This window comes from Neorhizobium sp. USDA 3394 (genome assembly GCF_056280385.1).
In genome coordinates, this window is record NZ_JBWCDU010000001.1 from 1,714,482 (window position 1) to 1,737,822 (window position 23,341).

Annotated in this window: 21 protein-coding genes, 1 tRNA gene and 1 pseudogene; 8 read left to right on the top strand and 15 right to left on the bottom strand. The window is 61.9% G+C overall.

Going from position 1 to position 23,341, the window contains the following annotated elements; all coding sequences use genetic code 11:
- Positions 1–73: 73 nt before the first annotated feature.
- Together ACZ9EJ_RS08115 and ACZ9EJ_RS08120 are read right to left on the bottom strand one after the other, a co-directional pair.
- Positions 74–1,259, bottom strand: a pseudogene (locus tag ACZ9EJ_RS08115) (efflux RND transporter periplasmic adaptor subunit).
- A 33-nt stretch (positions 1,260–1,292) separates the two neighbouring features.
- Complete coding sequence (locus ACZ9EJ_RS08120; RefSeq protein WP_046626475.1) at positions 1,293–2,114, bottom strand: alpha/beta hydrolase fold domain-containing protein; 822 nt, start codon at positions 2,112–2,114, stop codon at positions 1,293–1,295.
- Between the two features lie 157 nt (positions 2,115–2,271).
- On the opposite strand from ACZ9EJ_RS08120, the gene ACZ9EJ_RS08125 reads away from it, so the two are divergent.
- The 3 genes from ACZ9EJ_RS08125 (at position 2,272) to ACZ9EJ_RS08135 (ending at position 5,694) form a co-directional block, all read left to right on the top strand.
- Positions 2,272–3,207 carry a LysR family transcriptional regulator gene (locus ACZ9EJ_RS08125; protein ID WP_046640309.1) on the top strand — a complete coding sequence of 312 codons (936 nt, stop codon included), beginning with the start codon at positions 2,272–2,274 and terminating at the stop codon, positions 3,205–3,207.
- A 215-nt stretch (positions 3,208–3,422) separates the two neighbouring features.
- Positions 3,423–4,628, top strand: a complete 1,206-nt coding sequence (locus tag ACZ9EJ_RS08130; protein ID WP_251089723.1) for an MFS transporter — start codon at positions 3,423–3,425, stop codon at positions 4,626–4,628.
- A gap of 124 nt (positions 4,629–4,752) precedes the next feature.
- On the top strand, positions 4,753–5,694 hold the full coding sequence (locus tag ACZ9EJ_RS08135; RefSeq protein WP_046640310.1) for an acetamidase/formamidase family protein: 942 nt from the start codon (positions 4,753–4,755) through the stop codon (positions 5,692–5,694).
- An 8-nt stretch (positions 5,695–5,702) separates the two neighbouring features.
- Here ACZ9EJ_RS08135 and ACZ9EJ_RS08140 read toward each other — a convergent pair whose 3' ends face one another.
- The 8 genes from ACZ9EJ_RS08140 to ACZ9EJ_RS08175 form a co-directional block, all read right to left on the bottom strand.
- Positions 5,703–6,458 (bottom strand): BA14K family protein, encoded by a 756-nt coding sequence (locus tag ACZ9EJ_RS08140; RefSeq protein WP_251089722.1) that lies wholly within the window; start codon positions 6,456–6,458, stop codon positions 5,703–5,705.
- A 146-nt stretch (positions 6,459–6,604) separates the two neighbouring features.
- Positions 6,605–6,680, bottom strand: a tRNA-Lys gene (locus ACZ9EJ_RS08145).
- A 233-nt stretch (positions 6,681–6,913) separates the two neighbouring features.
- Complete coding sequence (locus ACZ9EJ_RS08150; RefSeq protein ID WP_046640312.1) at positions 6,914–7,831, bottom strand: PhzF family phenazine biosynthesis protein; 918 nt, start codon at positions 7,829–7,831, stop codon at positions 6,914–6,916.
- Between the two features lie 64 nt (positions 7,832–7,895).
- Positions 7,896–8,630 (bottom strand): DNA mismatch repair protein MutT, encoded by a 735-nt coding sequence (locus tag ACZ9EJ_RS08155; RefSeq protein ID WP_046640313.1) that lies wholly within the window; start codon positions 8,628–8,630, stop codon positions 7,896–7,898.
- Entirely contained in the window at positions 8,627–9,736 is a 1,110-nt protein-coding gene (locus ACZ9EJ_RS08160; protein WP_046640314.1) for an endonuclease/exonuclease/phosphatase family protein, read from the bottom strand. The genes ACZ9EJ_RS08155 and ACZ9EJ_RS08160 overlap by 4 nt, the downstream gene beginning before the upstream one ends.
- A gap of 49 nt (positions 9,737–9,785) precedes the next feature.
- Positions 9,786–10,814, bottom strand: a complete 1,029-nt coding sequence (locus tag ACZ9EJ_RS08165; protein ID WP_046640315.1) for an ABC transporter ATP-binding protein — start codon at positions 10,812–10,814, stop codon at positions 9,786–9,788.
- The gene (locus ACZ9EJ_RS08170) at positions 10,802–12,496 is read right to left on the bottom strand and encodes an ABC transporter permease (protein WP_046626490.1); all 1,695 of its coding nucleotides are present in this window, start codon (positions 12,494–12,496) and stop codon (positions 10,802–10,804) included. The genes ACZ9EJ_RS08165 and ACZ9EJ_RS08170 overlap by 13 nt, the downstream gene beginning before the upstream one ends.
- A gap of 12 nt (positions 12,497–12,508) precedes the next feature.
- Positions 12,509–13,492 carry an ABC transporter substrate-binding protein gene (locus tag ACZ9EJ_RS08175; RefSeq protein WP_046640316.1) on the bottom strand — a complete coding sequence of 328 codons (984 nt, stop codon included), beginning with the start codon at positions 13,490–13,492 and terminating at the stop codon, positions 12,509–12,511.
- 243 nt (positions 13,493–13,735) lie between these two features.
- Between ACZ9EJ_RS08175 and ACZ9EJ_RS08180 the strand changes: the two genes are divergently transcribed.
- On the top strand, positions 13,736–15,637 hold the full coding sequence (locus ACZ9EJ_RS08180) for a CASTOR/POLLUX-related putative ion channel (protein ID WP_046640317.1): 1,902 nt from the start codon (positions 13,736–13,738) through the stop codon (positions 15,635–15,637).
- A 76-nt stretch (positions 15,638–15,713) separates the two neighbouring features.
- On the opposite strand, the gene ACZ9EJ_RS08185 is transcribed toward ACZ9EJ_RS08180, so the two are convergent.
- Entirely contained in the window at positions 15,714–16,940 is a 1,227-nt protein-coding gene (locus ACZ9EJ_RS08185; RefSeq protein WP_046626497.1) for an aminotransferase-like domain-containing protein, read from the bottom strand.
- Between the two features lie 163 nt (positions 16,941–17,103).
- Here ACZ9EJ_RS08185 and ACZ9EJ_RS08190 point away from each other — a divergent pair, with 163 nt between their 5' ends.
- Together ACZ9EJ_RS08190 and ACZ9EJ_RS08195 are read left to right on the top strand one after the other, a co-directional pair.
- On the top strand, positions 17,104–17,313 hold the full coding sequence (locus ACZ9EJ_RS08190) for an AbrB/MazE/SpoVT family DNA-binding domain-containing protein (protein ID WP_046640381.1): 210 nt from the start codon (positions 17,104–17,106) through the stop codon (positions 17,311–17,313).
- Positions 17,313–17,702 carry a type II toxin-antitoxin system VapC family toxin gene (locus ACZ9EJ_RS08195; protein ID WP_007761852.1) on the top strand — a complete coding sequence of 130 codons (390 nt, stop codon included), beginning with the start codon at positions 17,313–17,315 and terminating at the stop codon, positions 17,700–17,702. The genes ACZ9EJ_RS08190 and ACZ9EJ_RS08195 overlap by 1 nt, the downstream gene beginning before the upstream one ends.
- Positions 17,703–17,725: 23 nt before the next feature.
- On the opposite strand, the gene ilvC is transcribed toward ACZ9EJ_RS08195, so the two are convergent.
- Positions 17,726–18,745 (bottom strand): ketol-acid reductoisomerase, encoded by a 1,020-nt coding sequence (gene ilvC / locus ACZ9EJ_RS08200; protein WP_046626501.1) that lies wholly within the window; start codon positions 18,743–18,745, stop codon positions 17,726–17,728.
- A 41-nt stretch (positions 18,746–18,786) separates the two neighbouring features.
- Positions 18,787–19,425: a TetR/AcrR family transcriptional regulator gene (locus ACZ9EJ_RS08205; protein ID WP_046640318.1), complete on the bottom strand. Its 639-nt coding sequence runs from the start codon at positions 19,423–19,425 to the stop codon at positions 18,787–18,789.
- Positions 19,426–19,611: 186 nt separating this feature from the next.
- On the opposite strand from ACZ9EJ_RS08205, the gene ACZ9EJ_RS08210 reads away from it, so the two are divergent.
- Positions 19,612–19,974, top strand: coding sequence for a DUF4087 domain-containing protein (locus ACZ9EJ_RS08210; protein ID WP_046640319.1), 363 nt, complete (start codon positions 19,612–19,614; stop codon positions 19,972–19,974).
- An 18-nt stretch (positions 19,975–19,992) separates the two neighbouring features.
- Here ACZ9EJ_RS08210 and ACZ9EJ_RS08215 read toward each other — a convergent pair whose 3' ends face one another.
- Entirely contained in the window at positions 19,993–20,895 is a 903-nt protein-coding gene (locus ACZ9EJ_RS08215) for an AraC family transcriptional regulator (protein ID WP_046640320.1), read from the bottom strand.
- 186 nt (positions 20,896–21,081) lie between these two features.
- Between ACZ9EJ_RS08215 and ACZ9EJ_RS08220 the strand changes: the two genes are divergently transcribed.
- Positions 21,082–22,128, top strand: a complete 1,047-nt coding sequence (locus ACZ9EJ_RS08220; protein ID WP_046640321.1) for an NAD(P)-dependent alcohol dehydrogenase — start codon at positions 21,082–21,084, stop codon at positions 22,126–22,128.
- Between the two features lie 128 nt (positions 22,129–22,256).
- Here ACZ9EJ_RS08220 and ACZ9EJ_RS08225 read toward each other — a convergent pair whose 3' ends face one another.
- Positions 22,257–23,330 carry a BMP family ABC transporter substrate-binding protein gene (locus tag ACZ9EJ_RS08225; RefSeq protein ID WP_046640322.1) on the bottom strand — a complete coding sequence of 358 codons (1,074 nt, stop codon included), beginning with the start codon at positions 23,328–23,330 and terminating at the stop codon, positions 22,257–22,259.
- Positions 23,331–23,341 lie beyond the last annotated feature (11 nt).

The window sequence follows — 23,341 nt, forward strand, 5'->3', positions numbered from 1 at the left end:
ACAAGGCCGCAAGCTCCACGAACCGGAACTGGATGAGTGTTGGAAAGCGGCGGACTAGCCGCCGCTCAGAGCATTACTTGTTGGCGACCTTCGCCTCTTCCTCGGGCTGGACAACGGCGCCCGGACGAATCCGCTGCAACCCGTTTACGACGATCCGGTCGCCCGGATTAAGGCCCTTTTCGACGATCCGCATGCCGTCCACCGCCGTGCCCAGCTCCACCTGCCGGTACGCAACGGTATTGGCCGCATCGACCACGAAGACGAACTTCTTGTCCTGATCGGTGCCGACGGCCTTTTCGCTGACCATCAGGTGATCCTGTGCCTTCGGCTGGCCCATGCGGACCCGCACGAACTGGCCGGGGATCAGCTTGCCACCGGGATTGTCGAAGACGGCGCGCACGCGGATCGTGCCGCTCGAGGCATTCACTTCATTGTCGATGAGCTGCAGCTTGCCGCGGATCGGAGTGTCCTTGCCGGCGAGCGTGCTCACCTCGACCGGTACCTGTGCAATATCAGGCGCGCCGTCGACGAGCGGAAGGTCGGCGAGCGTGCGTGACACCAGTTCCTCGCCGGCGTCGAAGCTCGCATAGATCGGATCGGCGGAAACCAGCGTCGTCAGCGGGGCGGACGCGGAACCTGCCGCCACCAGATTGCCGACGGTGATTTCCAGCCTGCCGGCCCGGCCGGCGATCGGTGTCCCGGATCTCGGTATAGTCGAGATTGAGCTGGGCCGTCTTCAAGGTCGCCTTCGCCGACTGGAGGTTGGCGAGGGCCTCGCTCTGGGCGCTCTGGCGCTGGGCAAGATCGCTCTGCGAAATGGTATTCTTGGAAACGAGGTTCTTGCCGCGATCGAGTTCGGTATTGGCAAGTTCGACCCTCGCCTGCGCCGAGGCCACCTGGCCTTCGGCCTGAGCGACCGCAGCCTGATAGGGCTCCGGATCGATGCTGACGAGCAGGTCGCCCTGCTTCACCAACCCGCCTTCGCGGAAATGCACCGACTGGATGGTGCCGGCGACCCGCGGCCGGATCTGGACGCGGTCGACGGCTTCCAACCGCCCGGAGAATTCCTGCCAGGTGGAAACATTGCGCGGCTGGATGGTGGCGACCGTCACGGGGACGGCCGGCGCCGCAGCAGCTGCCGTCGCAGACGCGGCGTGGGCGCCCTGCGGCAGATCGAGATAGACCGAAGCGCCGGCGATCAGTGCAGCCGTGCTCAGTCCAGTGCCCCAAAGGGCCCAGCTTTTGATCTTCGATGTCATCTGTAGTCTCCTTACGGCCTTGGGAGCTGGCCGTTATTTACCTTCAAATATGCTATGTTTCGAACTTAATTCTTTGACGAAATCAGTGAACTCGGCACAAAGTGCTGTCATCCACTCGCCGTCGCCTTCTCTGTAAATGCCCGTCCAGCCACAGCTGGCCGGGAAAATCTTCCGCCTGACCGAAACGCCGGCCTCGCTCAGACGCGCCGCATAACCGAGCGTTTCATCGCGCAACGGATCGTCTTCCGATGTCACGATGAGAGCCGGCGCGACACCCGAAAGCCGCGAACAGAGGCAGGGCGCCGCATAAGGATGCTGGAACCCGCAATGGGAGCCGAGATAATGGCTCCAGCCCTCCGCCCAACGTTCGCCCATGCCGATTTCGTCGGCCTTGCGGAAGGATTGCGTCGTCATCATCGGGTCGATCATCGGCGACAGCAGGATCTGGCCGCTCAGTTCGCCCGGCATCAGGTCGCGCGCCTTCAGCGCCACGCCTGCCGCGACATTGCCGCCCGCCTCGTCACCCGCGACAAAAAGCAGGGACTTCGCGCTGCCGAACTGCTTGCGCCGGCCGGCCAGGCACTGAAGCGCCGCAAAAGCGCATTCCATCGCTTGCGGAAACATGTTCTGCGAGACGCTGCTATAGTCAGCTTCGAGTACCACGGCCCCGGACTCGGCCAGTGCTTTTGCAACTGGACGTTCGTTTTCGCCGCGCTCCTCATTGAGAAACGCCCCGCCTCGCAGATAAAGAACCAGCGGCGGAGCCTTAGCCTTAGCTGCTCCTTCATAGACACGCATCGGCACAGCCGGCATTGCCGACTTGTCAAATGCGATGTTTTCCCACTGCGCGGTCATTGAAAAATCCTCGGACAAACCCCTAGTAAAAGCGGGGTACTTGCCGTCAATCTTGAACCTGATATTATTATTCGGCTTAAAACACACAAGCTCACGGCATTCGACAACACTATTCCATATTTCGGAACAATGTTGCGGCGCAGCAGGAATCAGGACAATGGATCAGCTTTCGGCAATGCGCGTGTTCGTCCGCGTCGTGGAAACCGGCAATTTCACCCGGGCTGCAGCGACCCTCAACATGCCCAAGACGACGGTCACCAATCTCGTCCAGAGCCTCGAGAGCCATCTGCGCACGACGCTGCTCAACCGGACGACCCGCAAGGTGATGGTGACGACCGATGGCGCGCTCTATTATGAACGGGCGATGCAGATACTCTCCGAGCTCGACGAACTCGACGGCAGCATGTCGAATTCGCAGAGGCAGCCGTCCGGGAGGCTACGGGTCGAAATGGCCGGCGCCTTTGCCGATTTGCTGGTCATTCCGAATTTATGCGACTTCCATAAGCGTTTTCCCCAGATCAGGCTCGATATCGGGGTCGGCGACCGGCTGGTCGATTATATCGCCGAAAACGTCGATTGCGCGCTGCGCGCCGGCACCCCGACCGACCAGTCGCTGATTGCCCGCAAGGTCGGCGAGATCAGCATGTCCGCCTATGCGGCACCGCTCTACATCCGCAATTTCGGCGCGCCCGAACGCCCGCAGGACCTGCAGGAAGACCATCTGGCCGTCGGTTACCTGAATGCCCAGTCCGGCCGGGTGAGGCCGCTGGAATTCCATCGCGACGACGAAAACGTGGAAATCACCCCCCGTTACGTAGTCTCAGTCAACGACTCTCGCACTTATGTGAACGCTGCCATATCCGGCATGGGCATCGTGCAGGCGCCGCGCTTCATGGTCAGGGAGGCGGTGGAGAAGGGCGAACTTGTCGAAGTGCTCTCCGACTGGCAGTGCGGATCCCTGCCCCTCTACATCGTCTATCCGCAGACCCGCCACCTCTCCAACAAGGTGCGGGTCTTCGTCGATTGGCTCGCCAAGCTTGTTCAGAACCTCAAGGTCGAGGAAAGCCGCGAGCAGATGCGCAAGGCGAGTTAGCTTTGGCTTACTGTACGGCGACGGACTGACTGGCGGCCGGCGTCTTGCGACTGAGTATCACCGTCCCAGCGAGGCGTCGCCCGAGAAGGCAAGTCCTTTCATCGTTTGCTGCGCAAGCCGAGAAATCATGCCCTCCGCGAAGGAATTTATGCCTCGGCACGTGCGAGGATGATAAAGCGCTCGGACGTTTGTTCGATGAATGGAATACCGACAGCATGACTCGTTGGGGACACGTCACAATCGCTGTTCTGGGCGGTATCGCCGCTGCCCTACATGTGGGCAAGGTGCCGCCCGCCATCCCCCTGCTGCGCTCCGAGCTCGGCATCGACCTCGTGGCCGCCGGCTGGCTGATGGGGCTTTCAAGCGCTCTCGGCGCCGCCTGCGGCATCCTGATCGGCCGTTTCACCGACTACCTGACCCATCGCCGCGCCATGGTTCTCGGCCTTGCCCTGCTGATCGCCGGCAGCGTGATCGGCGCCCTCACCCATTCTGAAACCGTGATCTTCGCCAGCCGCGTGCTCGAAAGCGTCGGCCTCATCATGGTCTCGGTCGCCGCCCCCGGCCTGATTGCTGCTTCCGTCGAGCTGCGCGACACCGGCCTTGCCTTTGCGCTCTGGGGGATCTGGATGCCGGTCGGCGTGGCGGTGATGATGATGATCTCACCCTTCCTGCTGCCGAGCTTCGGCTGGCAGGGCTCATGGGTTTTCGCCGCCATGCTCAGCGTCATCCCGATGGTTGCGCTGCTGGCGATGAGGGTGCCGAAGCCGCAGCCTACGGGACATCCGACAACCTCGCTGCTGACGGCCGTCAGCCTCACAGCCTCCAGACCGATGTCCTGGATACTGTCGGGAATTTTTGCCGCTTACAGCGCAAGCTTCATGTCCGTCTTCGGCTTCCTGCCGACGCTGCTGATCGAGGAAATGGGAACGGGTCTGACGGCTGCATCCATCATGACCGCGCTCGCAGTGCTCGCGAACGGCGTCGGCAACGTAGTCGGCGGCATCTTCGCCCGTTGGGGCGCGCCGCGCTGGGTGCTGATCGCCGCCCCTTGCGTCATGCTGACACTCACCGCCTTCGTCGTCTTCGGCCACAGCTTCCCGCTTTGGATACGCTATGGGGCCTCGGTGCTCTACGCGGTGTCCGGCGGCGTGCTGCCGGCCACCATCATGGGGTCGCTGCCCGTCTATGCGCCGCGCCGCGACCTCGTCGGAACGTTCAGCGGCTTCGTCATGCAGGGGTCCAATATCGGCCAGGTCTTCGGACCGATGCTGCTCGCCTCGATCGTTGCGGCGTCCGGCTGGCAGGGCGCGCCGTTCTACATCGCCGCAGCAACGGGCCTCGGCCTAATCCTATCGCTCTGCCTGCGCCAGACCGAACGCCGCATAGCCGCGACGAGGCCGGAGACGGCGGGAACGCTGTGAGCCAGAAGAATGTGAGAACGGCTCATCCGGCAAAGCGCGGCCAACAAGCCGGCCTCGATTTGCGCACTGGCATGCAACGTAAAATCGGCTAGTCTCCCCCCTGATCAGACAAGCGAGCCAGCTCATGAAACATCACGTCGCCGCCTCTTCCAAAACCTGCGCCTGGGGTTATTTCGATGCGGCCCGGGAGCCGGTGCTGACCATCGACAGCGGCGACACGGTGGTGATCGATTCTGTATCCGGCCCTGCGGAAGTTCTGCCCAAGGAAGGGTTCACCATCCTTCCCGAACATCTCGAAATTCACGAAAACTGCCGGCCGATCATGCAGGGCCATATCCTGACCGGGCCGGTCGCCGTGCGAGGCGCCAAGCCCGGCCAGGTTCTGGAGGTGAAGATTCTCGATGTCGAGCTGCGCCAGGACTGGGGCTACAACGTTATCCGTCCGCTTGCCGGCACGCTCCCCTACGATTTCGAAACGCCGCGGATGATCACCATCCCGCTCGACAAGCAGAGGAATGTCGGCCGCCTGCCCTGGGGTCTCGACCTGCCGCTGGCGCCCTTCTTCGGGGTCATGGGCGTCGCTCCGCCGCCGAACTGGGGCCGCATTACCTCGATCATGCCACGTTCGCACGCCGGCAATATCGACAACAAGGAACTGGTGGCCGGCACCACGCTCTATCTGCCGATCTTCAACGAAGGCGCGCTGTTCTCCTGCGGCGATGGCCATGGCGCCCAGGGTGACGGCGAGGTCTGCATCACCGCCATCGAAACTGCACTGCGCGGCACCTTCCGGCTCACCGTTCGAGAGGATCTCGATTTCACCTATCCCCGCGCCGAAACGCCGACGCATTACATCACCATGGGCATGGATCCGGATCTCGACCAATGCGCCGTCATGGCGCTACGCGACATGATCGTGCTGCTCGGCGAGAAAGGCGGACTGGCGCGGGAAGATGCCTACACGCTCTGCAGCCTCGCCGGCGATCTTCGAATCACCCAAACCGTCAACGGCTGCAAGGGCGTGCATATGATGATGGCGAAGACCCTGGTCGACCGCGCCGCCTGAATTGGAGATCAGCCGAAAGGCGACTGGCATTGGCGGCGGGGACCACCGGCGAAGGGTTGATAGCTGTTGTCCTCGGCCTGGTAGGACCGATAACGGGCAAAACACCACTCCTCGTGCGATCCGGCCGGGGCGCCGGTGTTGACCGCCTGCGACTGCGCATAACCCGCCGTTCCCTCGTCGGCCCGCTGATCGACACGCGCGGCGGGGCTCTCCGGAAGCGGCTGCAATTCGTCCTGTATCTGCGGGGCTTGCGGCTCATCACGCATCGGTGCGGCGGCAACGGTCTCAGTCGCGGCAGCGCCTGGTGCCTGGCACTGCCGACGGGGGCCGCCGCTCAAGGGCTGGTAGCTGTTGTCTTCGATGCGGTAGGATCTGTATCGCGCGAAGCACCAATCCGCCTGCGCGGGATCGACCATGGCTTTCCGCTCTCCCTGCGGCTGCGGCACTGAGGCCGGCTGCTGCGGATTGACGGACGCGGTCACCGTATTATCAACTGCCTCGCCCGCGGCGGTCTGTTGAACAGCGGGCGTTTCCCGGGTTTCGGCCGCAAGTGAAGCCGGAGGCGTCGCACTGGGCAGGCGCTGGTAATCCTGGTTGACGGCGTCAACGGCCTTGGGCTTTGAGGTCCATAGGTCAGGCGTGTTGATATTGGCGAACTTATGGGGTTCAGGTTCGGCGATCACATTGGCGGTGATGATCACGCCGCTCAGGAACACCAGAACGAGCAGAACAAGGCTCCCCAAAAACAAAAGAATTGGCTTCACGACCGCGCTCCCATTTCCGTTTTGCGGCCAATGCCGAATCAGGCGCCGGAGTTCCCGTCGCAGGAGCAAAAGAAACATGATTGGAGATCACGGATGATGACAGGGCGACATGCGCCCGTCTTCGTCCAACTCTTCAAAAGAGGAGATGGTGGGTGATGTAGGGCTCGAACCTACGACCCGCTGATTAAGAGTCAGCTGCTCTACCAACTGAGCTAATCACCCAAGAACCGGCTGTGCGAGGCGTGCTCGCCAGCGGTGTGAGGGGCGTATAAAGGGGATCGTACGGCTTGTCCAGCGGCTCGGCGAAAATTATTCGTCAGACCGGCAAAAAATCCATCGGGTCCGATCTCGCGCCCGACGGAAACCTCTCCGCAGCTCAACAAGCGTTGCAAAAACGAAAACTTTCAAAGTCTTAGTGCGTCACAATATCGCAATCTTCGACAAGACGGCGAAATTCAAAGATAGAGCGTGCCTTCCGCAACCTTGATTGCCTGGCCGCCGATGCGAGCCCTGGCGATCTCTCCCTCCTTCACGTCGATATGCAGGTGGATCAAGGACGGACGCCCCATCTCCACCCCCTGCTCCACCAGCACCGGGTGATGGCCGTCCGGGAGGGCATCGAAATGCCGGATCGCGCCGGACAGTGCGGCAGCGGCGGCGCCCGTGGCCGGATCCTCGGAAATCCCCATGTCCGGAGAGAACATCCGGGCATGGAACTTTGCCTGATGGTTCACGCCGCTGCGGCAATAGACGTATGCCGAGGCAAGCGATCCCTCGACAAACGGCGCTGCCTTTTCCCACAGTGCCGTGTCGAATTCGAGATTCTGTACCGTCGCCAGATTGTGCAGCGGAATCATCAGGAAGGGCACGCCGGCGCTCCAGATGGAGGCGACATGGTTCTCGAAACCGATATCCGTGGATTTTACGCTCAACGCATCGGCCAGCCCCTGCCGGTCGAGCGGAAGCTCGATCTGTACCGGTCTTCTCGGCAGGTCGAATTCGGCAAATCCGGCCTCGCCGGCACGAAGCCGTACGGCGCAGCGCACAGGGCCGACATTTTCCTCCAGCACGCAGACAAGATCCATGTCGGGCTGCCCGGCCCCATGATTGAGTTCGGCGAGCGCAACCGCCGTTCCCACGGTCGGATGCCCGGCGAAAGGCAACTCCTTGCCCGGCGTGAAGATGCGCAGACGAGCTGCATAGGCTGCATTCGCGGAAGGCTGAACGAACACCGTCTCGGAGAGATTCATCTCCCTGGAGATCGCCTGCATTTCGTCGTCGGCAAGGTCGTCTCCGTCGAGAATGACCGCCAGCGGATTGCCGGCAAGTCGTCTGTCGGTGAAGACGTCATAGATGCTGTAGCGACGGGCCAACCACACCTCCCCGTGTTTTCGATGGCGCCAAACTGCCCGACCGGTCGGCTCAAAGCAACCCTGTTCAGCGCATCGACCGGCCGAAAAACAGGTCGAGAATCGGGAACATCAACGGGCTGTAGGGATGCGCGCCTCGATCGGCCGAGCGGATCGCCACGGCTCCGGCAATCTCCTTTTCCTCGTCGTGCACCATATGGTCGGCAATGCGCTCCAGCATCTCCTGCGCCGTAAGGTCGAATCGATAGAAGCGGAAGCCGACAACCCGGTGTCCGCCGTGGCTGGCGAAGAGCTGCCGGTCCGCCTTTGCTTCGGCGAGATCAAGGCCGGTTTCTTCCCGCACTTCACGGTGCATATTGGCCTCGAGATCCAGCTTGCCGTCGATGATATCCAGGAGATCGAGGGAGCCGGCGGCGCAATAGACCTGGCCGGGATTGGCGGTCCTCTCGCTCATCCGGACGGCGATGATCGCCCCATCGGACGAAACGGGCACGGCGAAGCCGAAGAGGTGAAAGGCGCCGGTCGGATCGGGCTGTCTCCGCCACCATAGAAGCGTCGAATAGGGGATGACATGCGCCTCGCCGATGATCACGCCGTCCCGAAACGAAAGCCTGTTCTGCAGCACCATCTGGCCGTTGAAGAGATGCGGATTGGCCGCCACTTCGCGCGCCCAGTTCTCCTCGATCTCGTCCCGGTGCGCGACATAGATGGGATGCGCTCCGGGCAGGACCGAAAGATCGAAAGCATCGACCTCGAAGACCGTATTTTCGGCAGGCCAGCCGCTGATCGCCTGGATGGTCATAGAAGCTCCAGCGACATCACGACGGGGCAATGGTCCGATGCCTTCGGCCGGTCCCAGCCGATGCGCGGAAACCGTTCCACTTCCTGTCCCGGCGGAAAGACGGTGCGATAGGGTTGGCCGCCGCGGATGATTTCCGGCACGCTATCGGGGTTGTGCTCAGCAAGCGCCGGCGACAGCCAGATATAATCGAGCTGGCAGAGGTGCTGCTCCTCCGGCCCGCGCGCATGGTAAAGCGTCCAGCGATCCATCACATCCCGACGCGTCGTCGGGTTCACCACGAAGCCGTCGTCGGTGAAGACGTTCAGTGCACTCACCTCTTCGCGCCGCGGCTCGAACCGGTATCCTTCGCGGCGGGTGCCGATCACCTGCACCTTTTCCTGATAGTCGTTCATGTCGCCGCAGATGGCGAAATTCTTGTCCGCTGTCTGGCCTTTACCGAAGCGGCGTTCGACGATCTGGCGCACCGCCCTCGCCTCCGCCATGCGGATCGCCATCGTGCCGGTGCGGCCATCCTGGCCGTCGCGGGCATTGCCCATGGATTTGAAATGCACGACGAACAGCGAGAACTGCTTGCCCCCGATCGTCAGCTCCAGTTCGAGGCAGTCGCGCTTGAAGATCTTGTCATGCGCCTGGTTGCCGAGCGCCAGTTCGTCGTTGAAGAGGCCGAGGTCCTGATAGGTCAGCATGGCGTGGCTGCGCACGTCCTGTACCTCGATCTTCTCGCCGCTGCGGGTTTCCTCGCGCATCAGCACGGCGACGTCGATGCCGCGCGAATCATTGCCCTCGACCAGGAATTTCTGGCGGTAGCCGTTGCCGACCATGCGGTAGAGATAGCCGTATTCGAAGGCCTGCAGCGCCGGCATGCTGTCGACCTCCTGGAGGCAGAGGATGTCGGCGTCCGCTTCCGCGATCGCCAGCGCCGAAAGCTGCCGCGTGTCGTCGGTCTCGGCGATCATCCGGGCCTGTTCGAGCTGCTGATAGACCGCCTTGTCCTGCACGTCGTAGAGCCGCAGCACGCGGTCCTGCCGGAGCTGATTGCGCCAGCCGGAGAAATCGAAGCGCGTCATCAGGTTTTCAATGTTGAACGTGCCGAGACGCAGCGACATGAGAGGAATTCCTTTTCTTGGCGAACACCATAACCATGGCGACGCCCGGCTACAATCTCCAGGCCGCGCGGATCACGATCGACAGATGATCGCCCACCTTGACCGGATGGCGGCTGAAAGCGCGCAGTGCCTGCCCGTCCGGCAGAGCGAGACGCAGCGCATAACGCTCGCCTTCGAACAGCACCGAGAGGACGGTGGCCGCCTGTCCTTCCGCCGCAATTTCTACGTCCTGCGGGCGGACGAGGATATCGGCTCGCGGCTCTCGTGCCGGTCCGGCAAGAATCTCCTGCATCGCGGGCCAGTCGAAAAGCCGCCTGTCACCGAACGGTGATGGCAGCGACAGGATCGCCCCCTGCCCGACGAGGCCACCGACCAACCGGCCTTCAGGGCGCGCATAGATTTCCTCCGGCGTCGCCACCTGCAACAGCTTGCCCTCGGACATCACGGCAACGTCGGTCGCAAGCGCCATCGCTTCCGCCTGGTCATGGGTGACATAGATCATCGTCGCGCCGGACCGGGCATGGAACTCGCGAAACGTCTCTTCCATCTCCTGGCGCAGGTGCCGGTCGAGATTGGCGAGCGGCTCGTCGAGCAGCACGACATCCGGCTCGGTGACGAGGCAGCGGGCGAGCGCGACGCGCTGCCGCTGGCCGCCGGAAAGATCGGCCGGGCGGCGGTCCGCATAGGTTTCGAGATGCACGGCGGCGAGCGCCTCCCTGACCTTGCGGTCGCGTTTCTCGCCCGAAATGCCGCGCACTTTCAGCGGATAGCCGACATTTTCCGCCACGCTCATATGCGGCCAGAGCGCATAGGACTGGAAGACCATCGCCATGTTGCGGTGTTCCGGGGCCACCATCTCGCTCGCATCCGCAAGCACCCGCTCGCCGAGCAGGATCGAGCCGTCGCTCGGCTGTTCGAAACCGGCGATCATCCGGAGCACCGTCGTCTTGCCGCAGCCGGAAGGTCCGAGCAGCGCCAGGAAACCGCCTTCGCGTACCGTCAGCGACACGTCGTTGACGGCCGCCCGCCCGCCCAGGTCGAACGTCTTGGAAAGACGGTTGAGAATCAGCTTCGCCACGGGACCACACCTTTCGGCAGACGTTTCGCCATCAACTCCAGCACCACCATCATCGCGATCACCATGATGACCACGAGGACGGACAATGCCGCGGCGATATTGAAACTGCCGCTGTCATCGAGATTGTAGATCAGCACGCCGAGCGTCTGCGTGCCCGCCGACCAGAGGAGCGCCGAGACCGTCAGTTCGTTGCAGGCGATCAGGAACACGAGGATCACCGAGGCGCCTGCCGCCGGCGCCACCAGGGGCACGATAATATCGGCGAGCCGGCGCGCGAAACCCGCCCCGGAAAGCCGCGCCGCCTCCTCGAGAGAAGGATCGAGCTGGCGGAAGGCGCTGACCACGGGCTTCAGGCTGACGGCGAAGAAACTCGAGAAATAGGCGATCAGGATGATCCAGATCGTCCCGTAGATCGAGATGCCGATCACCGGAATGGGTGCTGCGAACAGCAGGATGAAGGCGACCGCCAGCACGATGCCCGGCAGCGCATAGGGGATTTCCGCCAGCGCCGAAATGAGGCCCACGAATCGGCTCTTGCTGCGCACCAGGAAATAGCCGGTCAGCACCGTCACCACCAGGAGACCGAAGGCGGTGGCAAGCGACAGCGAGAGGGAATTGGTGAAAGCGATGCGGGTCGCCGCCTGGCGCAGGAGGATTTCCTCATAGGCCTTGAAGGTGACGGTCGCGGGGCTGAGCGGCACGCCATAGGCCGGCGCCAATGAACTTGCGACCAGCGCGATCAGCGGCATGGCGAGGATGAGGAAGATCGTCAACCACAAAAGCAGTTCGGCAAGCCAGCGCCAGGCGCCGAGCCGAAATACGGCGACCTGCCCCGACAGGCCGATGACGCGATAGTCGCGACCGCGCAGCACCCGTGCCTCGACCATCAGCCCGATGACCGACAGGATCGCAATCAGGCCGGACAGGACGGAAATGTCCGCGAACGTACGGGGACCGAAAGCCGCGAATTTCGAATAGATCAGGGTCGGCAGTGTATAGATTCCGGCTGGAATACCGAGGATTGCCGGAATGCCGAAATTGCCGACGCAGGAGACAAAGGCGATTGCCGCTCCCGCTGCAAAACCCGGCAGAGACAAAGGCAGGATGACATCTTTCAGCACCTGAAAGGACGATGCGCCGGAAAGCCTTGCCGCCTCCACCGCGTCCCGCGGCAGCGCCAGAAGCCCGGCCCGGAGCGACAGGTAGACGAGCGCGGCATTCTGAACCCCATAGAGCAGCGCGATACCGCCGATCGAATAGAGCGGCTGCGGCGAGCCGAGCGGCGGCGCCAGCCCGATCGCCTTCAAGAGCGCGCTCGAAGGCCCGGTCATGCCGATCCAGGCAAGCGCCGTCACCTGCGGCGGGATCATCGTCGGAAGCATGAACAGGAAACCGAGGAGAGCCTTGCCGCGGATGTCGAACAACGTCAGCAGCAGCGCAAAGCCGCCTCCCAGAACGACGGCCGCGATCATGCCGAAGAAGGAGGTGGACAACGTATCATAGACCGAGCGCCACAGGCCCGGATCGGACAGAAGTTCGCTTGCCCCGCCCCGGAAGGCGGACATGATTCCGGTCGCTGCTAGCCGGCCGAGCGGCAGCACGCTCAGGCAGAAGATCACTGTTACGACAAAAGGAAACAGCCAGCGTGGCTGGCTGTTTCCCTGATTCTGAGGTCGCGTCATATGGCGCTTATATCAGCCTTTGATGCCGAAGATATCCGCGAAGCCCTTGACGTCCTTCTCGGAGTTCTTGAGCGCCTCGGGAGCATTGATCGGCAGGACCTTGATTGTCTCGCGCGCCGGGAAGCCGGCCGGTACGGCCATGCCGTTGCGGGCCGGAATATAGCCGAGCTTCAGGAAACCTTCCTGGCCCTTCTGCGAGAGCACGTAGTCGATGAACTTCTTGGCATTGTCCGCGTGCTTGGTGGAGGCAAGGATCGCAGCCGGCTCGGTCACGGCAGACACGCCTTCCTTCGGGAAGACGAACTCGACGGGAGCGCCCTTCGCCTTTTCGCGGATCGGCAGGTAATCGACGACGAAGCCGTAGGCTTTCTCGCCGGAAGCGACGGACTTCAGGATCGCGCCGTTGCCGCCGGCGGCAATCGCGCCGTTCGCCTTGAGGCTCTTGTAATAATCCCAGCCGAGGCCGGGGACGCCAGCGAGCGTCTGGGCGTGGATGAGGGCTGCACCCGAGGCGAGCGGGCTCGGCATGGTGACGAGGCCTTTGGCTTCCGGCTTGGCAAGGTCTGCCCAGCTGGTGGGCTTCATGGCGGCCTGGGTGTTGTAGATGATGCCGGTGGTGATCAGCTTGGTCGAATGGTAGAAGCCGTCGGCGTCATAGAGCGCCTTGTCGTAATTGGCGGCTTCCGGCGACTTGTAGGCCATCAGCTGGCCGGCCTGCTTCATCCGCTCGAGCGTCACCGTGTCGGCGATCAGGAGAACGTCGGCCGCCGGATTGCCGGCCTGGATCTCGGCATTGAGCTTGGCCATGATCTGCGGCGTCCCGTCACGCACCCACTGCACGTCGAGGCCCGGATTGGCAGCCTTGAACCCATCGACGGTCGCCTGGGCGTCCTCGTTCGGCTGGCTGGTATAGAGCACGAGATCGGCGGCCTCGGCGGCGCCGGCAATCATGCCGAAGGCCACGAGGGCAGTGAAAGCGGAAAGAAGGTTCTTCATCGGAGCATCCCTGTTCGAACATAAGCTGCGGACGATAAGCATTCCTGCTTGACAGCCATGTGACAGGCAGGCGGGCAAGGCCAATCTCGCGGCCAGTTTTACCGGCGCCAAACAGAATTCGAAGACTAAATTTACTGTGCTCCGATCATTCCGGCACAACCACCGCGCAAAACCCGCCCCCTCAATTGTTTCGCAACCAAATCCTGCCATCCCCTGCACCAGGGTATAGTTCGGGGATGGAAGATGAAAAGCCGGGAAAACTTGGGTGCGCGACTGCGCTATGGGTTCGACAAGAGCATGGCGGGCGGCGCGATTGCGCTGATCGGCTGGCTGGCGCTGATATCGCTGATCGTCATCATGATCGCCGGCGCGATCCTCGCGGTCACCGGGATCGCGCCCGAGGGAGCAGAGTCGCTCGGCTTCGTCGAGGGCACGTGGGAATCGCTGATGCGCACCTTCGACGCCGGCACCATGGGCGCCGACCAGGGCTGGAGCTTCCGCATCATCATGCTGCTTGTGACGCTCGCCGGCATTTTCGTCTTCTCCGCGTTGATCGGCGTCATCTCGTCCGGCCTCGAGGAAAAGCTCGACGAGCTGCGCAAGGGCCGCTCGCGGGTGCTCGAAACCGAACACACGATCATCCTCAACTGGTCGCCTTCGATCTTCGATGTCATCTCGGAACTCATCATCGCCAACCAGAGCCGCCGCAATCCGCGTATCGTCATCATGGCGCACAAGGACAAGGTGGAGATGGAAGACGAGATCGCCACCAAGGTGGCCGATCGCAAGAATACCAAGATCATCTGCCGCAGCGGCGACCCGACCGATCTCTACGATCTCGGCATCGTCAACCCGCAGACGTCGCGGTCGATCATCGTCCTGTCACCGGAAGGTGAGGATGCGGATCCGCAGGTGATCAAGACGGTGCTTGCGCTGGTCAACGATCCCAGCCGGCGGCCGGAGAAATACATGATCGCCGCGGAAATCCGCAATGCCGACAATGCCGAAGTGGCCAGGATCGTCGGCGGCGGCGAAATGCAGCTCGTGCTCGCCGACGACCTGATCGCCCGCATCGTCGTCCATACCAGCCGACAGGCGGGCCTGAGCGCGGTCTATTCCGAACTGCTCGATTTCGACGGCTGCGAGATCTACACGCTCGAACAGCCCGGCCTCGTCGGAAAATCCTTCGGCAATGCCGTTCTCGCCTACGAGAACAGCACGCTGATCGGCCTCTGCGACAAGGACGGCGCCATCCATCTCAACCCCAACCCCAACCAGGTGATCGTCGCCGGTGATCGCGCGGTCATCATCGCCGAGGACGATGGTGCGATCAAAACCTGGTCCGGCGACATGGGCATCGACAAGAATGCCATCAAGCCGATCGTCAAGCGAACCAAGACCGCGGAGCGCACGCTGATCCTCGGCTGGAACCGCCGCGGCCCGATCATTGCGTCCGAACTTGTGCGCTATGTGGCGCCCGGCTCGCGGCTGACGATCGCGGCCGACACGCCGGAATTCGAAGACGAAATCGCAGCACTTAAACTCGACAAGGCACGGCTCGCCGTCGATCATCGCGTGATCGACACCAGCAGCCGTTCGGCGCTCGACGCACTCGATATCCCGTCCTACGACCATGTCCTGGTTCTCGGCTACAGCGACAGCATGATGGCGCAATCGGCCGACACACGCACGCTGATCACCCTGCTGCAGCTTCGCAAGATCGGCGAGACGGCCGGCAAGCATATCAGCGTGGTCAGCGAGATGATCGACGTGCGTAACCGCGAGCTTGCGGAAGTCACCCGCGCCGAGGATTTCGTCGTCAGCAACAAGCTGGTCAGCCTGATGCTCGCCCAGGCCTCCGAAAACGAATCCATGGCGGCGATCTTCGACGAACTTCTGGATGAGGCCGGTTCCGAAATCTACATGCGACCGATGGGCGACTATGTGGATATCTCGAAGCCGGTGAACTTCTTCACCGTGGCGCTCGCTGCCCTTCGCCGCGGCGAAATCGCGATCGGCCACCGCCGCCAGCGGCCGGGCGATGCCGACGCCAGAAACCTCGGCGGCGTGGTCGTCAATCCGCTCCGCACCGAAATGACCACCTATACGGACACCGACATGCTCATCGTGCTTGCGGCCGACTGACCGGACAAGCAGGTCTGAGAAACAAAAAAGCCTGCCGTTCTGCGGCAGGCTTTTTTACGCTCGAATGTTTTGATGATCAGGCAGCAGCGCGGATTGCGCTGGAGATCAGGCGGCCGAGCCGCTTGATGCCCTCGTCAATCATCGCTTCGTCAGCGCAGGAGAAGCTCATGCGCAGCGTATTGGCATTGCTGCCATCCGCATAGAACGCCTTGCCCGGAACGAAGGCGACCTTTTCCGTGGCGATCGATTTCGCCAGCAGTTCGGCGCCGTCCATGCCTTCCGGCAAGGTCACCCACACGAACATGCCGCCTTCGGGGCGTGTCCAGGTGGCGGTCTTCGGCATGTATTTGTCGAGTGCCGCCAGCATCGCATCGCGGCGCTTGCTGTAGACGGCCTTGATCTTGGCGACCTGGGCGTCGAAACCGCGCGAGGCGACATGCTCGATGGCGATCTGGTTGATGGTCGAAGAATGCAGGTCGGCCGCCTGCTTCATCAGCACCAGCTTGCGGATGACGGGCATCGCCGCGACCACGAATCCGACGCGCAGGCCCGGCGCCAAGGTCTTGGAGAAACTGCCGCTGTAGATCGTGCGGGTGTTCTCGATACCGCCCCGGCGGGCAATGTCGAGGGCCATGATCGGAGGAATGGCCTCACCATCATAGCGCAGATGCTGATAGGCGGCGTCCTCGAGGATTGCGATATCGAGCTCGTCGGCAAGTGCCAGCAGCTTTTCGCGAGCGGCCAGATCGATCGTCTCGCCGGTCGGATTGGAGAAATCGGCGGACAGATAGGCAAATTTGACGGCGCCGCCGTTCTTCGCCGCGGTGTCGCGATAGGCCTCCGGGGTGCGATTGCCGTTCAGCGACAGCTGGTCGTAATTCGGCTCATAGGCATTGAAGGCCGACAGCGCGCCGAGATAGGTCGGCCAGGTGACCAGCGCCGTATCGTTCGGCGACAGGAACAGCTTGCCGAGGTAATCGAGCGCCTGCTGCGATCCGGAGGTGATGAAGACGTTGTCGGGCGTGCAGTCGATACCGATCTTGGCGACGTCGCGGGCGATCCATTCGCGCAGCGGCTTGTAGCCTTCGCTTACCGAATACTGCAGCGCCGACCCGACCTGGGCACTGGAAAAAATGTCCGAATAGGCTTCCTTGAACGCCACGTCCGGAAACAGCGCCGGATCCGGAATGCCGCCTGCAAACGAGATGATGTCGGGCTGGTCGAGCAGCTTCAGCAGTTCGCGGATTTCAGAGGCGCGCATGCGGCTGGAGCGCGTCGCAAAGATTTGTTCCCAATCAAGCACGGGATGTTTCCTCTTATTTCAATTTTCTATGTCCAATCTTTACACAAAGACCGATAGGTCAGCAAGACTGACCTATCGGGTTGCGTCAGATTTTTTGGCCTTTGATTTTGCCGGTAACGATACTATCTTACGCATAGTCTATCGATCTCTAGAAGGTAAGATCATGGCGACAGCAACATTATCCTCGAAATTCCAGATTTCCATACCCAAGGAAATCCGCGAAAAGCATAATTGGCAAGCTGGGCAACAATTTGCTTTCATTCCGCAAGGCAAAGGGGTCATTCTCGTGCCGGTGCCGACCCGCGAGGAACTTTACGGCATGGCCAAAGGCGCCGACACCTCGAATTACCGTGACAGGAACGATCGATACTGATGGCTCGCGTCATCGACAGTTCGGCGTGGATCGAGTGGCTTTCCAAGACCGCTACCGGCATTCAAATGAATGCCCAGATTCCTCAGATTTCCGACTGCATAGTGCCGACAATCGTGCAGTTGGAGGTCTTCAAATGGCTGGAGCGGGAGCGCAACACGAGCGAGGCCCAAGGCTTCCTGGCCTATACGACGTTCGGGCAAGTCTTCGTCCTGGATACGAATATAGCCAAGGAAGCGGCAAGGTTGTCAGTCGAATTCAAGCTGTCGACGGCCGATGCGATCATTTATGCGACCGCCCGTCTTAGCGATTCAGACCTTCTGACCTGCGACAAGCATTTTGAAGACCTGCCGCATGTCATCTACGTGCAGAAGCCGGGGGCGGAACGTTAGCCCCACCCCCGGACCTGAAAAGCTTAGTTGACGCTCTTGTCGACCAGCTTGTTCTTGCCGATCCAGGGCATCATGCCGCGCAGCTTGGCGCCGACTTCCTCGATCTGGTGGCTGTCGTTCATGCGGCGGATGCCCTTGAAGCGCGAACCGCCTGCACGGTATTCCTGCATCCAGTCCGAAGTGAACTTGCCGGTCTGAATGTCCTTCAGAACACGCTTCATCTCGGCCTTGGTTTCTTCGGTGATGATGCGCGGACCGGTGACGTACTCGCCCCACTCGGCCGTGTTGGAGATCGAATAGTTCATGTTGGCGATGCCGCCTTCATAGATCAGGTCGACGATCAGCTTCACTTCGTGCAGGCATTCGAAATAGGCCATTTCCGGTGCGTAGCCGGCTTCGGTCAGGGTTTCGAAACCGGCGCGGATCAGCTCGACGAGACCGCCGCAGAGAACGACCTGTTCGCCGAAGAGATCGGTTTCGCATTCTTCGCGGAAGTTGGTTTCGATGATGCCCGAACGGCCGCCGCCGACGCCGCAGGCGTAGGAGAGAGCGAGTTCAAGCGCGTTGCCGGAAGCGTTCTGGTGAACGGCAACGAGGCAGGGAACGCCGCCGCCCTTCTGGTATTCGCCGCGAACCGTATGGCCCGGGCCCTTCGGCGCGATCATCACGACGTCGACCGAGTTCTTCGGCTCGATCAGGCCGAAATGGATGTTGAGGCCGTGCGCAAAGGCGATTGCGGCGCCGTCGCGGATGTTGCCGGCGATTTCGGCCTTGTAGATGTCGGCCTGGAGTTCGTCCGGGGTCGCCATCATCATCAGGTCGGCCCACTTGGCGGCTTCGGCGACGGTCATCACCTTGAAGCCGTCGGCTTCGGCCTTCTTGATGGTCCCGGAACCGGCCTTGAGTGCGATCACGACGTTCTTGGCGCCGGAGTCCTTGAGGTTCAGCGCATGCGCGCGACCCTGGCTACCGTAACCGATGATGGCAACGTTCTTGGACTTGATGAGGTTGATATCGGCATCCCGATCATAATAAACGCGCATCGATTTTTTCCTTCCCTATGCGTGAGGTCTGTTGATGATTGTCATCGTCCAGCGGAGACGCCGAGCGCGTCCGCCGATTGTTTCTGCGTGCCGTGCAGCGTGAGAAAAGCTGCGACCGCCCTCTCCGCCTGGCGCGCATTGTCCTTGAGGCCTGGCTCGCCGAGCAGCATGCGCACATGCAGGTCGGAAACGATCAGGCCGTAAAGCGTGTGATAGGCGGCATCCGCATTGTCGAAGCGCAGCAGCCCTGCCCTTTTTCCCTGGTCGATCAGCGCCATGGCTCGGCGATCGATCTGCCGGCGGCCGTGTTCGAGCAGAAGTTTCCCGAGCTTCGATCCTTCCCGGGTCGCCTGGCCGATCGCCAGCCGGTTCAGCGCCAGCGAGACGTCGCCGGCCAGAACCTCCAGCAGATCGCGGGCGAAAAGTTCGAGATGGTCACGCAGAAGATCGGCGGTCAGCCGCTCGCCCGAACGCTCGAAGGTGCGCACCTTGCTCGCCTGATGGGCAATCATCGCGGCCAGAAGACCTTCGCGATCGCCGAACCACTTGTAGAGGCTTTCCTTGGAGCAATTGGCGGCGCGGGCGAGCCCCGAGGTCGTCAACGCCTTCTCGCCGCCTTCCACGAGCAGCCGAAGCGCCTGCTCCAGAACGGCGTTCTGGCGCGGCGAAAATTCGGGCATGTCGGTGGCGTCGGCTCTCACGGTTCTCAATCCTTTTGCGTACCGTACGGTACGGTTCTGCCCGTATAAAGCATCCGCCGCCGCCGTCAAGCCCGTTCTTCGAGAAGCGATCATCAACGATCAAGGTTTTTACGCTAAGCCTTCCCGGAGCCGATACAATCGCCCGAACGATGAGGGGGACCATTCATGAGCCGGGTATGCAGCGCCATTGCCGCCTTCGCTTTTCTTGCCGTTGCGGGCGTTGCCCATGCCGCCGAAAACCGTTGCGGCTGGATCCAGAATCCGACACCCGGCAACTGGTGGCTGGACGACGCCGAGGATACCTGGACCATCCGCAGCCAGGGAAGCGAAGACGAGCCCGAAGGCATGGATCTCATCCCGGACATTTCGGAACGCGACTACGTCCGTACCAACGGCAGCTACGGTTACGCCTGCGCCTGCATGAAGGTCGATACGGACAGCGACGGACGGATCACCAGAATCCATTCGTTCAAGCAGCTTAAGCTCGCCCGGTGCCGCAACGACAAGGCGCTGAAATTCCCCGGCTGATCCACGAGGGTTTTGAGCCTATTCCGCGGCGGCCAGGATCGCACCCACGTCACGCAGCGGTGACTCGCCGTAGAGCCGGCTGTATTCGCGGCTGAACTGCGACGGGCTCTGGTAGCCGACCCGGTGGCCGGCGCTGCCGACATCGAGCCCTTCCAGCAGCATCAGCCGCCGCGCCTCGTGCAGGCGCAGCTTCTTCTGGAACTGCACCGGCGTCATCGCCGTCACCGACTTGAAATGGTGGTGCAGCGAAGACGGGCTCATGCCCACATGGTCGGCCAGGTCCTCGATCCGCAGTGTGCGGTGGAAGTTGGCGCGCAGCCAGCCGACGGCGCGGGCGATCCGGTTGCTGCGGCTTTCGGACGTCGCGATATGCAGGAGCCGAGGCCCGTCCGGCCCGGAGAGCACGCGATAGATGATCTCCTGCTCGATGAGCGGCGCCATAGCCGCGATATCCGCAGGCCGGTCGAGCAGGCGGAGTAGCCGCGTCGCTGCATCAAGCAGTTCGGGTGTTGCGACATTGGCGACGATGCCGCGCATGGCGTCGGTGCCGGAACTCGGTCGCGGAACGTCGACCCGCTCCAGGAGGGCGGAAAGCCCATCCGGATCGATTGCGAGGGCAAAACATAAGTGCGGCACCTCCGGACTTGCGACCGTGACGCGCGATGTCACCGGCAATTCGATCGAGGTGAGAAGACAATCACCCACGCCATATGCGATTGTCTCGTCCCCGAGCTTCACGCTCTTGGTGCCTTGCAGAACCAGACAGATGCAGGGCCGGTAATCCATATAAAGTGGCGCGGTCGGGACCGACCGCCGGCCGAGCACGAGGTTTCCGATAGCCGTGAACACTTCCCCATCCTCTTGAACATGCCGCGCGGCAATCGAGGCCGCCTCGTGATAGGGATTGAAGGGCAGTGTCATGGAGCCTCCGCAATGAGCTGGTGACTGCTTTTCCTACGCCGGCTTGTCCCTGAAACCAACAGGCGGGCGATCACTTTTGCAGGATCGTGCAAAAAGCTCGCAGGATCGCTCTAACGCTATTGCGCCACCCGAGGGCATAGTCCGCCCGTCCAATTCCCTCCTAACCCACAGATGAATGGAGCTCACATGGCTATTGCAAAAGGCTATGCCGCGACCGACGCGTCGAAACCATTGACGCCTTTCACCTTCGAGCGCCGCGAACCCAATGACGACGATGTCGTCATCTCGGTACAGTATTGCGGCGTCTGCCATTCGGACATCCACCAGGCCCGCAACGAATGGGGCAATTCGCGCTTTCCGATGGTGCCGGGCCATGAAGTGGCCGGCGTCGTTTCGGCCGTTGGCTCCAAGGTCACCAAGTTCAAGGTCGGCGACCGCGTCGGTGTCGGCTGCTTCGTGAATTCCTGCACCCAATGCGCCACCCGCGATGTCGACTACGAACATTTCCTGCCGGGCCTCATCCAGACCTATAACGACGTCGAGGCCGATGGCACGACGCCGACCTATGGCGGGTATTCGGATTCGATCGTCGTCAAGGAAGGTTATGTCCTCTCCTTCCCGGACAATATCCCGCTCGACGCCGGCGCTCCGCTGCTTTGCGCCGGTATCACGCTCTACTCGCCGCTGCGCCACTGGAAGGCCGGCCCCGGCAAGAAGGTCGCGATCGTCGGCATGGGCGGGCTTGGCCATATGGGCGTCAAGCTCGGTGCGGCCATGGGCGCCGATATCACCGTGCTCAGCCAGACGCTCTCGAAGAAGGAAGACGGCCTGAAGTTCGGCGCCAAGGACTATTATGCGACCAGCGACGCAGAGACCTTCACCAAGCTCGCCGGCACATTCGACCTGATCATCTGCACGGTCGGCACGACGATCGACTGGAACGCCTATCTCGGCCTCCTGAAGTTCGACGGCTCCATGGTCGTGGTCGGCGTCCCGGAACATGCGGTCCCGGTCCATGCCTTCTCGGTCATCGCCGGCCGCAAGAGCCTTTCGGGCTCGATGATCGGCTCCATCAAGGAAACCCAGGAAATGCTGGATTTCTGCGGCGAGCACGGCATCACGTCCGAGATCGAGAAGATCAATATCCAGGATATCAACGAAGCCTACGAGCGCGTCATCAAGAGCGACGTACGCTACCGCTTCGTCATCGACATCGCCTCGCTCGCAGCCTGACAGCCCAAAAAGTCGAAACAGAAAGGGCGGTCCACGGACCGCCCTTTTTAATTACGCCGACCATTGCCGGTTGCCGAGATGAGCACGCCGTTCGAAACGATATTGCGATCGGTTCCGGCCGCTTTTCCTCACTTCGGCAGCTTGTCGTCCACGCCTTCGACGTAGAAATTCATGCCGAGCAGGACGCCGTCCTGCGCCTTTTCGCCGGCAGCGAGCCACGCGCTGCCGTCCTGCTTGTTGATCGGGCCGGTGAACGGATGCAGTTCGCCCGACTTGATCTTGGCTTCGGTCTCTTCGGCCATCGCCTTCACGTCGTCCGGCATGTTTGTATAGGGCGCCATGGTCAGGATGCCGTCCTTCAGGCCGTCCCAGATCTGCTCGGACTTCCAGGTGCCGTCAAGCAGCGCCTGGGTGCGCTTGATGTAATAGCTGCCCCAGGTGTCGACGATCGCGGTCAGCTGCGTCTTCGGGCCGGCGGCGATCATGTCGGAAGCCTGGCCGAAGGCGAGGATGCCGCGCTCGGCGGCGACCTGCATCGGAGCGGTCGTATCGGTGTGCTGGGTCAGGATGTCGACACCCTGGTCGATCAGCGCCTTGGCGGCGTCGGCTTCCTTGCCCGGGTCGAACCAGGTATTGGCCCAGACGACCTTCAGCTTGAAGTTCGGGTTGATCGACTTTGCGCCCAGTTCGAAGGCGTTGATGCCCATCACCACTTCCGGGATCGGGAAGGAGGCGATGTAGCCGGCGACGCCCTTCTTCGACATTTTCGCGGCGATCTGGCCCTGGATATAGCGGCCTTCGTAGAAGCGCGAATTGTAGGTCGCGAGGTTCGGGCCGGCCTTGAAGCCGGTCGCATGCTCGAACTTGATCTCCGGGAATTTCGCGGCGACCTTGACGGTGGCATCCATGAAGCCGAAGGACGTCGTGAAGACTAGCGCGCAGCCGGAACGGGCCATGCGCTCGATGGCACGTTCTGCATCCGGGCCTTCCGGCACGTTTTCGAGGAAGGGCGTTTCGACCTTGGCGCCGAGTGCCTTGTCGAGCTGCTGGCGACCGAGGTCATGGGCCTGGGTCCAGCCGCCATCGGTCTTCGAACCGACGTAGATGAAGCAGACCTTCTTCTTTTCCTGAGCCACGGCGCCGGTCGAAAAACCGCCCATCAGGGCGGCCGATGCGGCAAGGGCGATAATCAGTTTCTTCATTTCCTAACCTC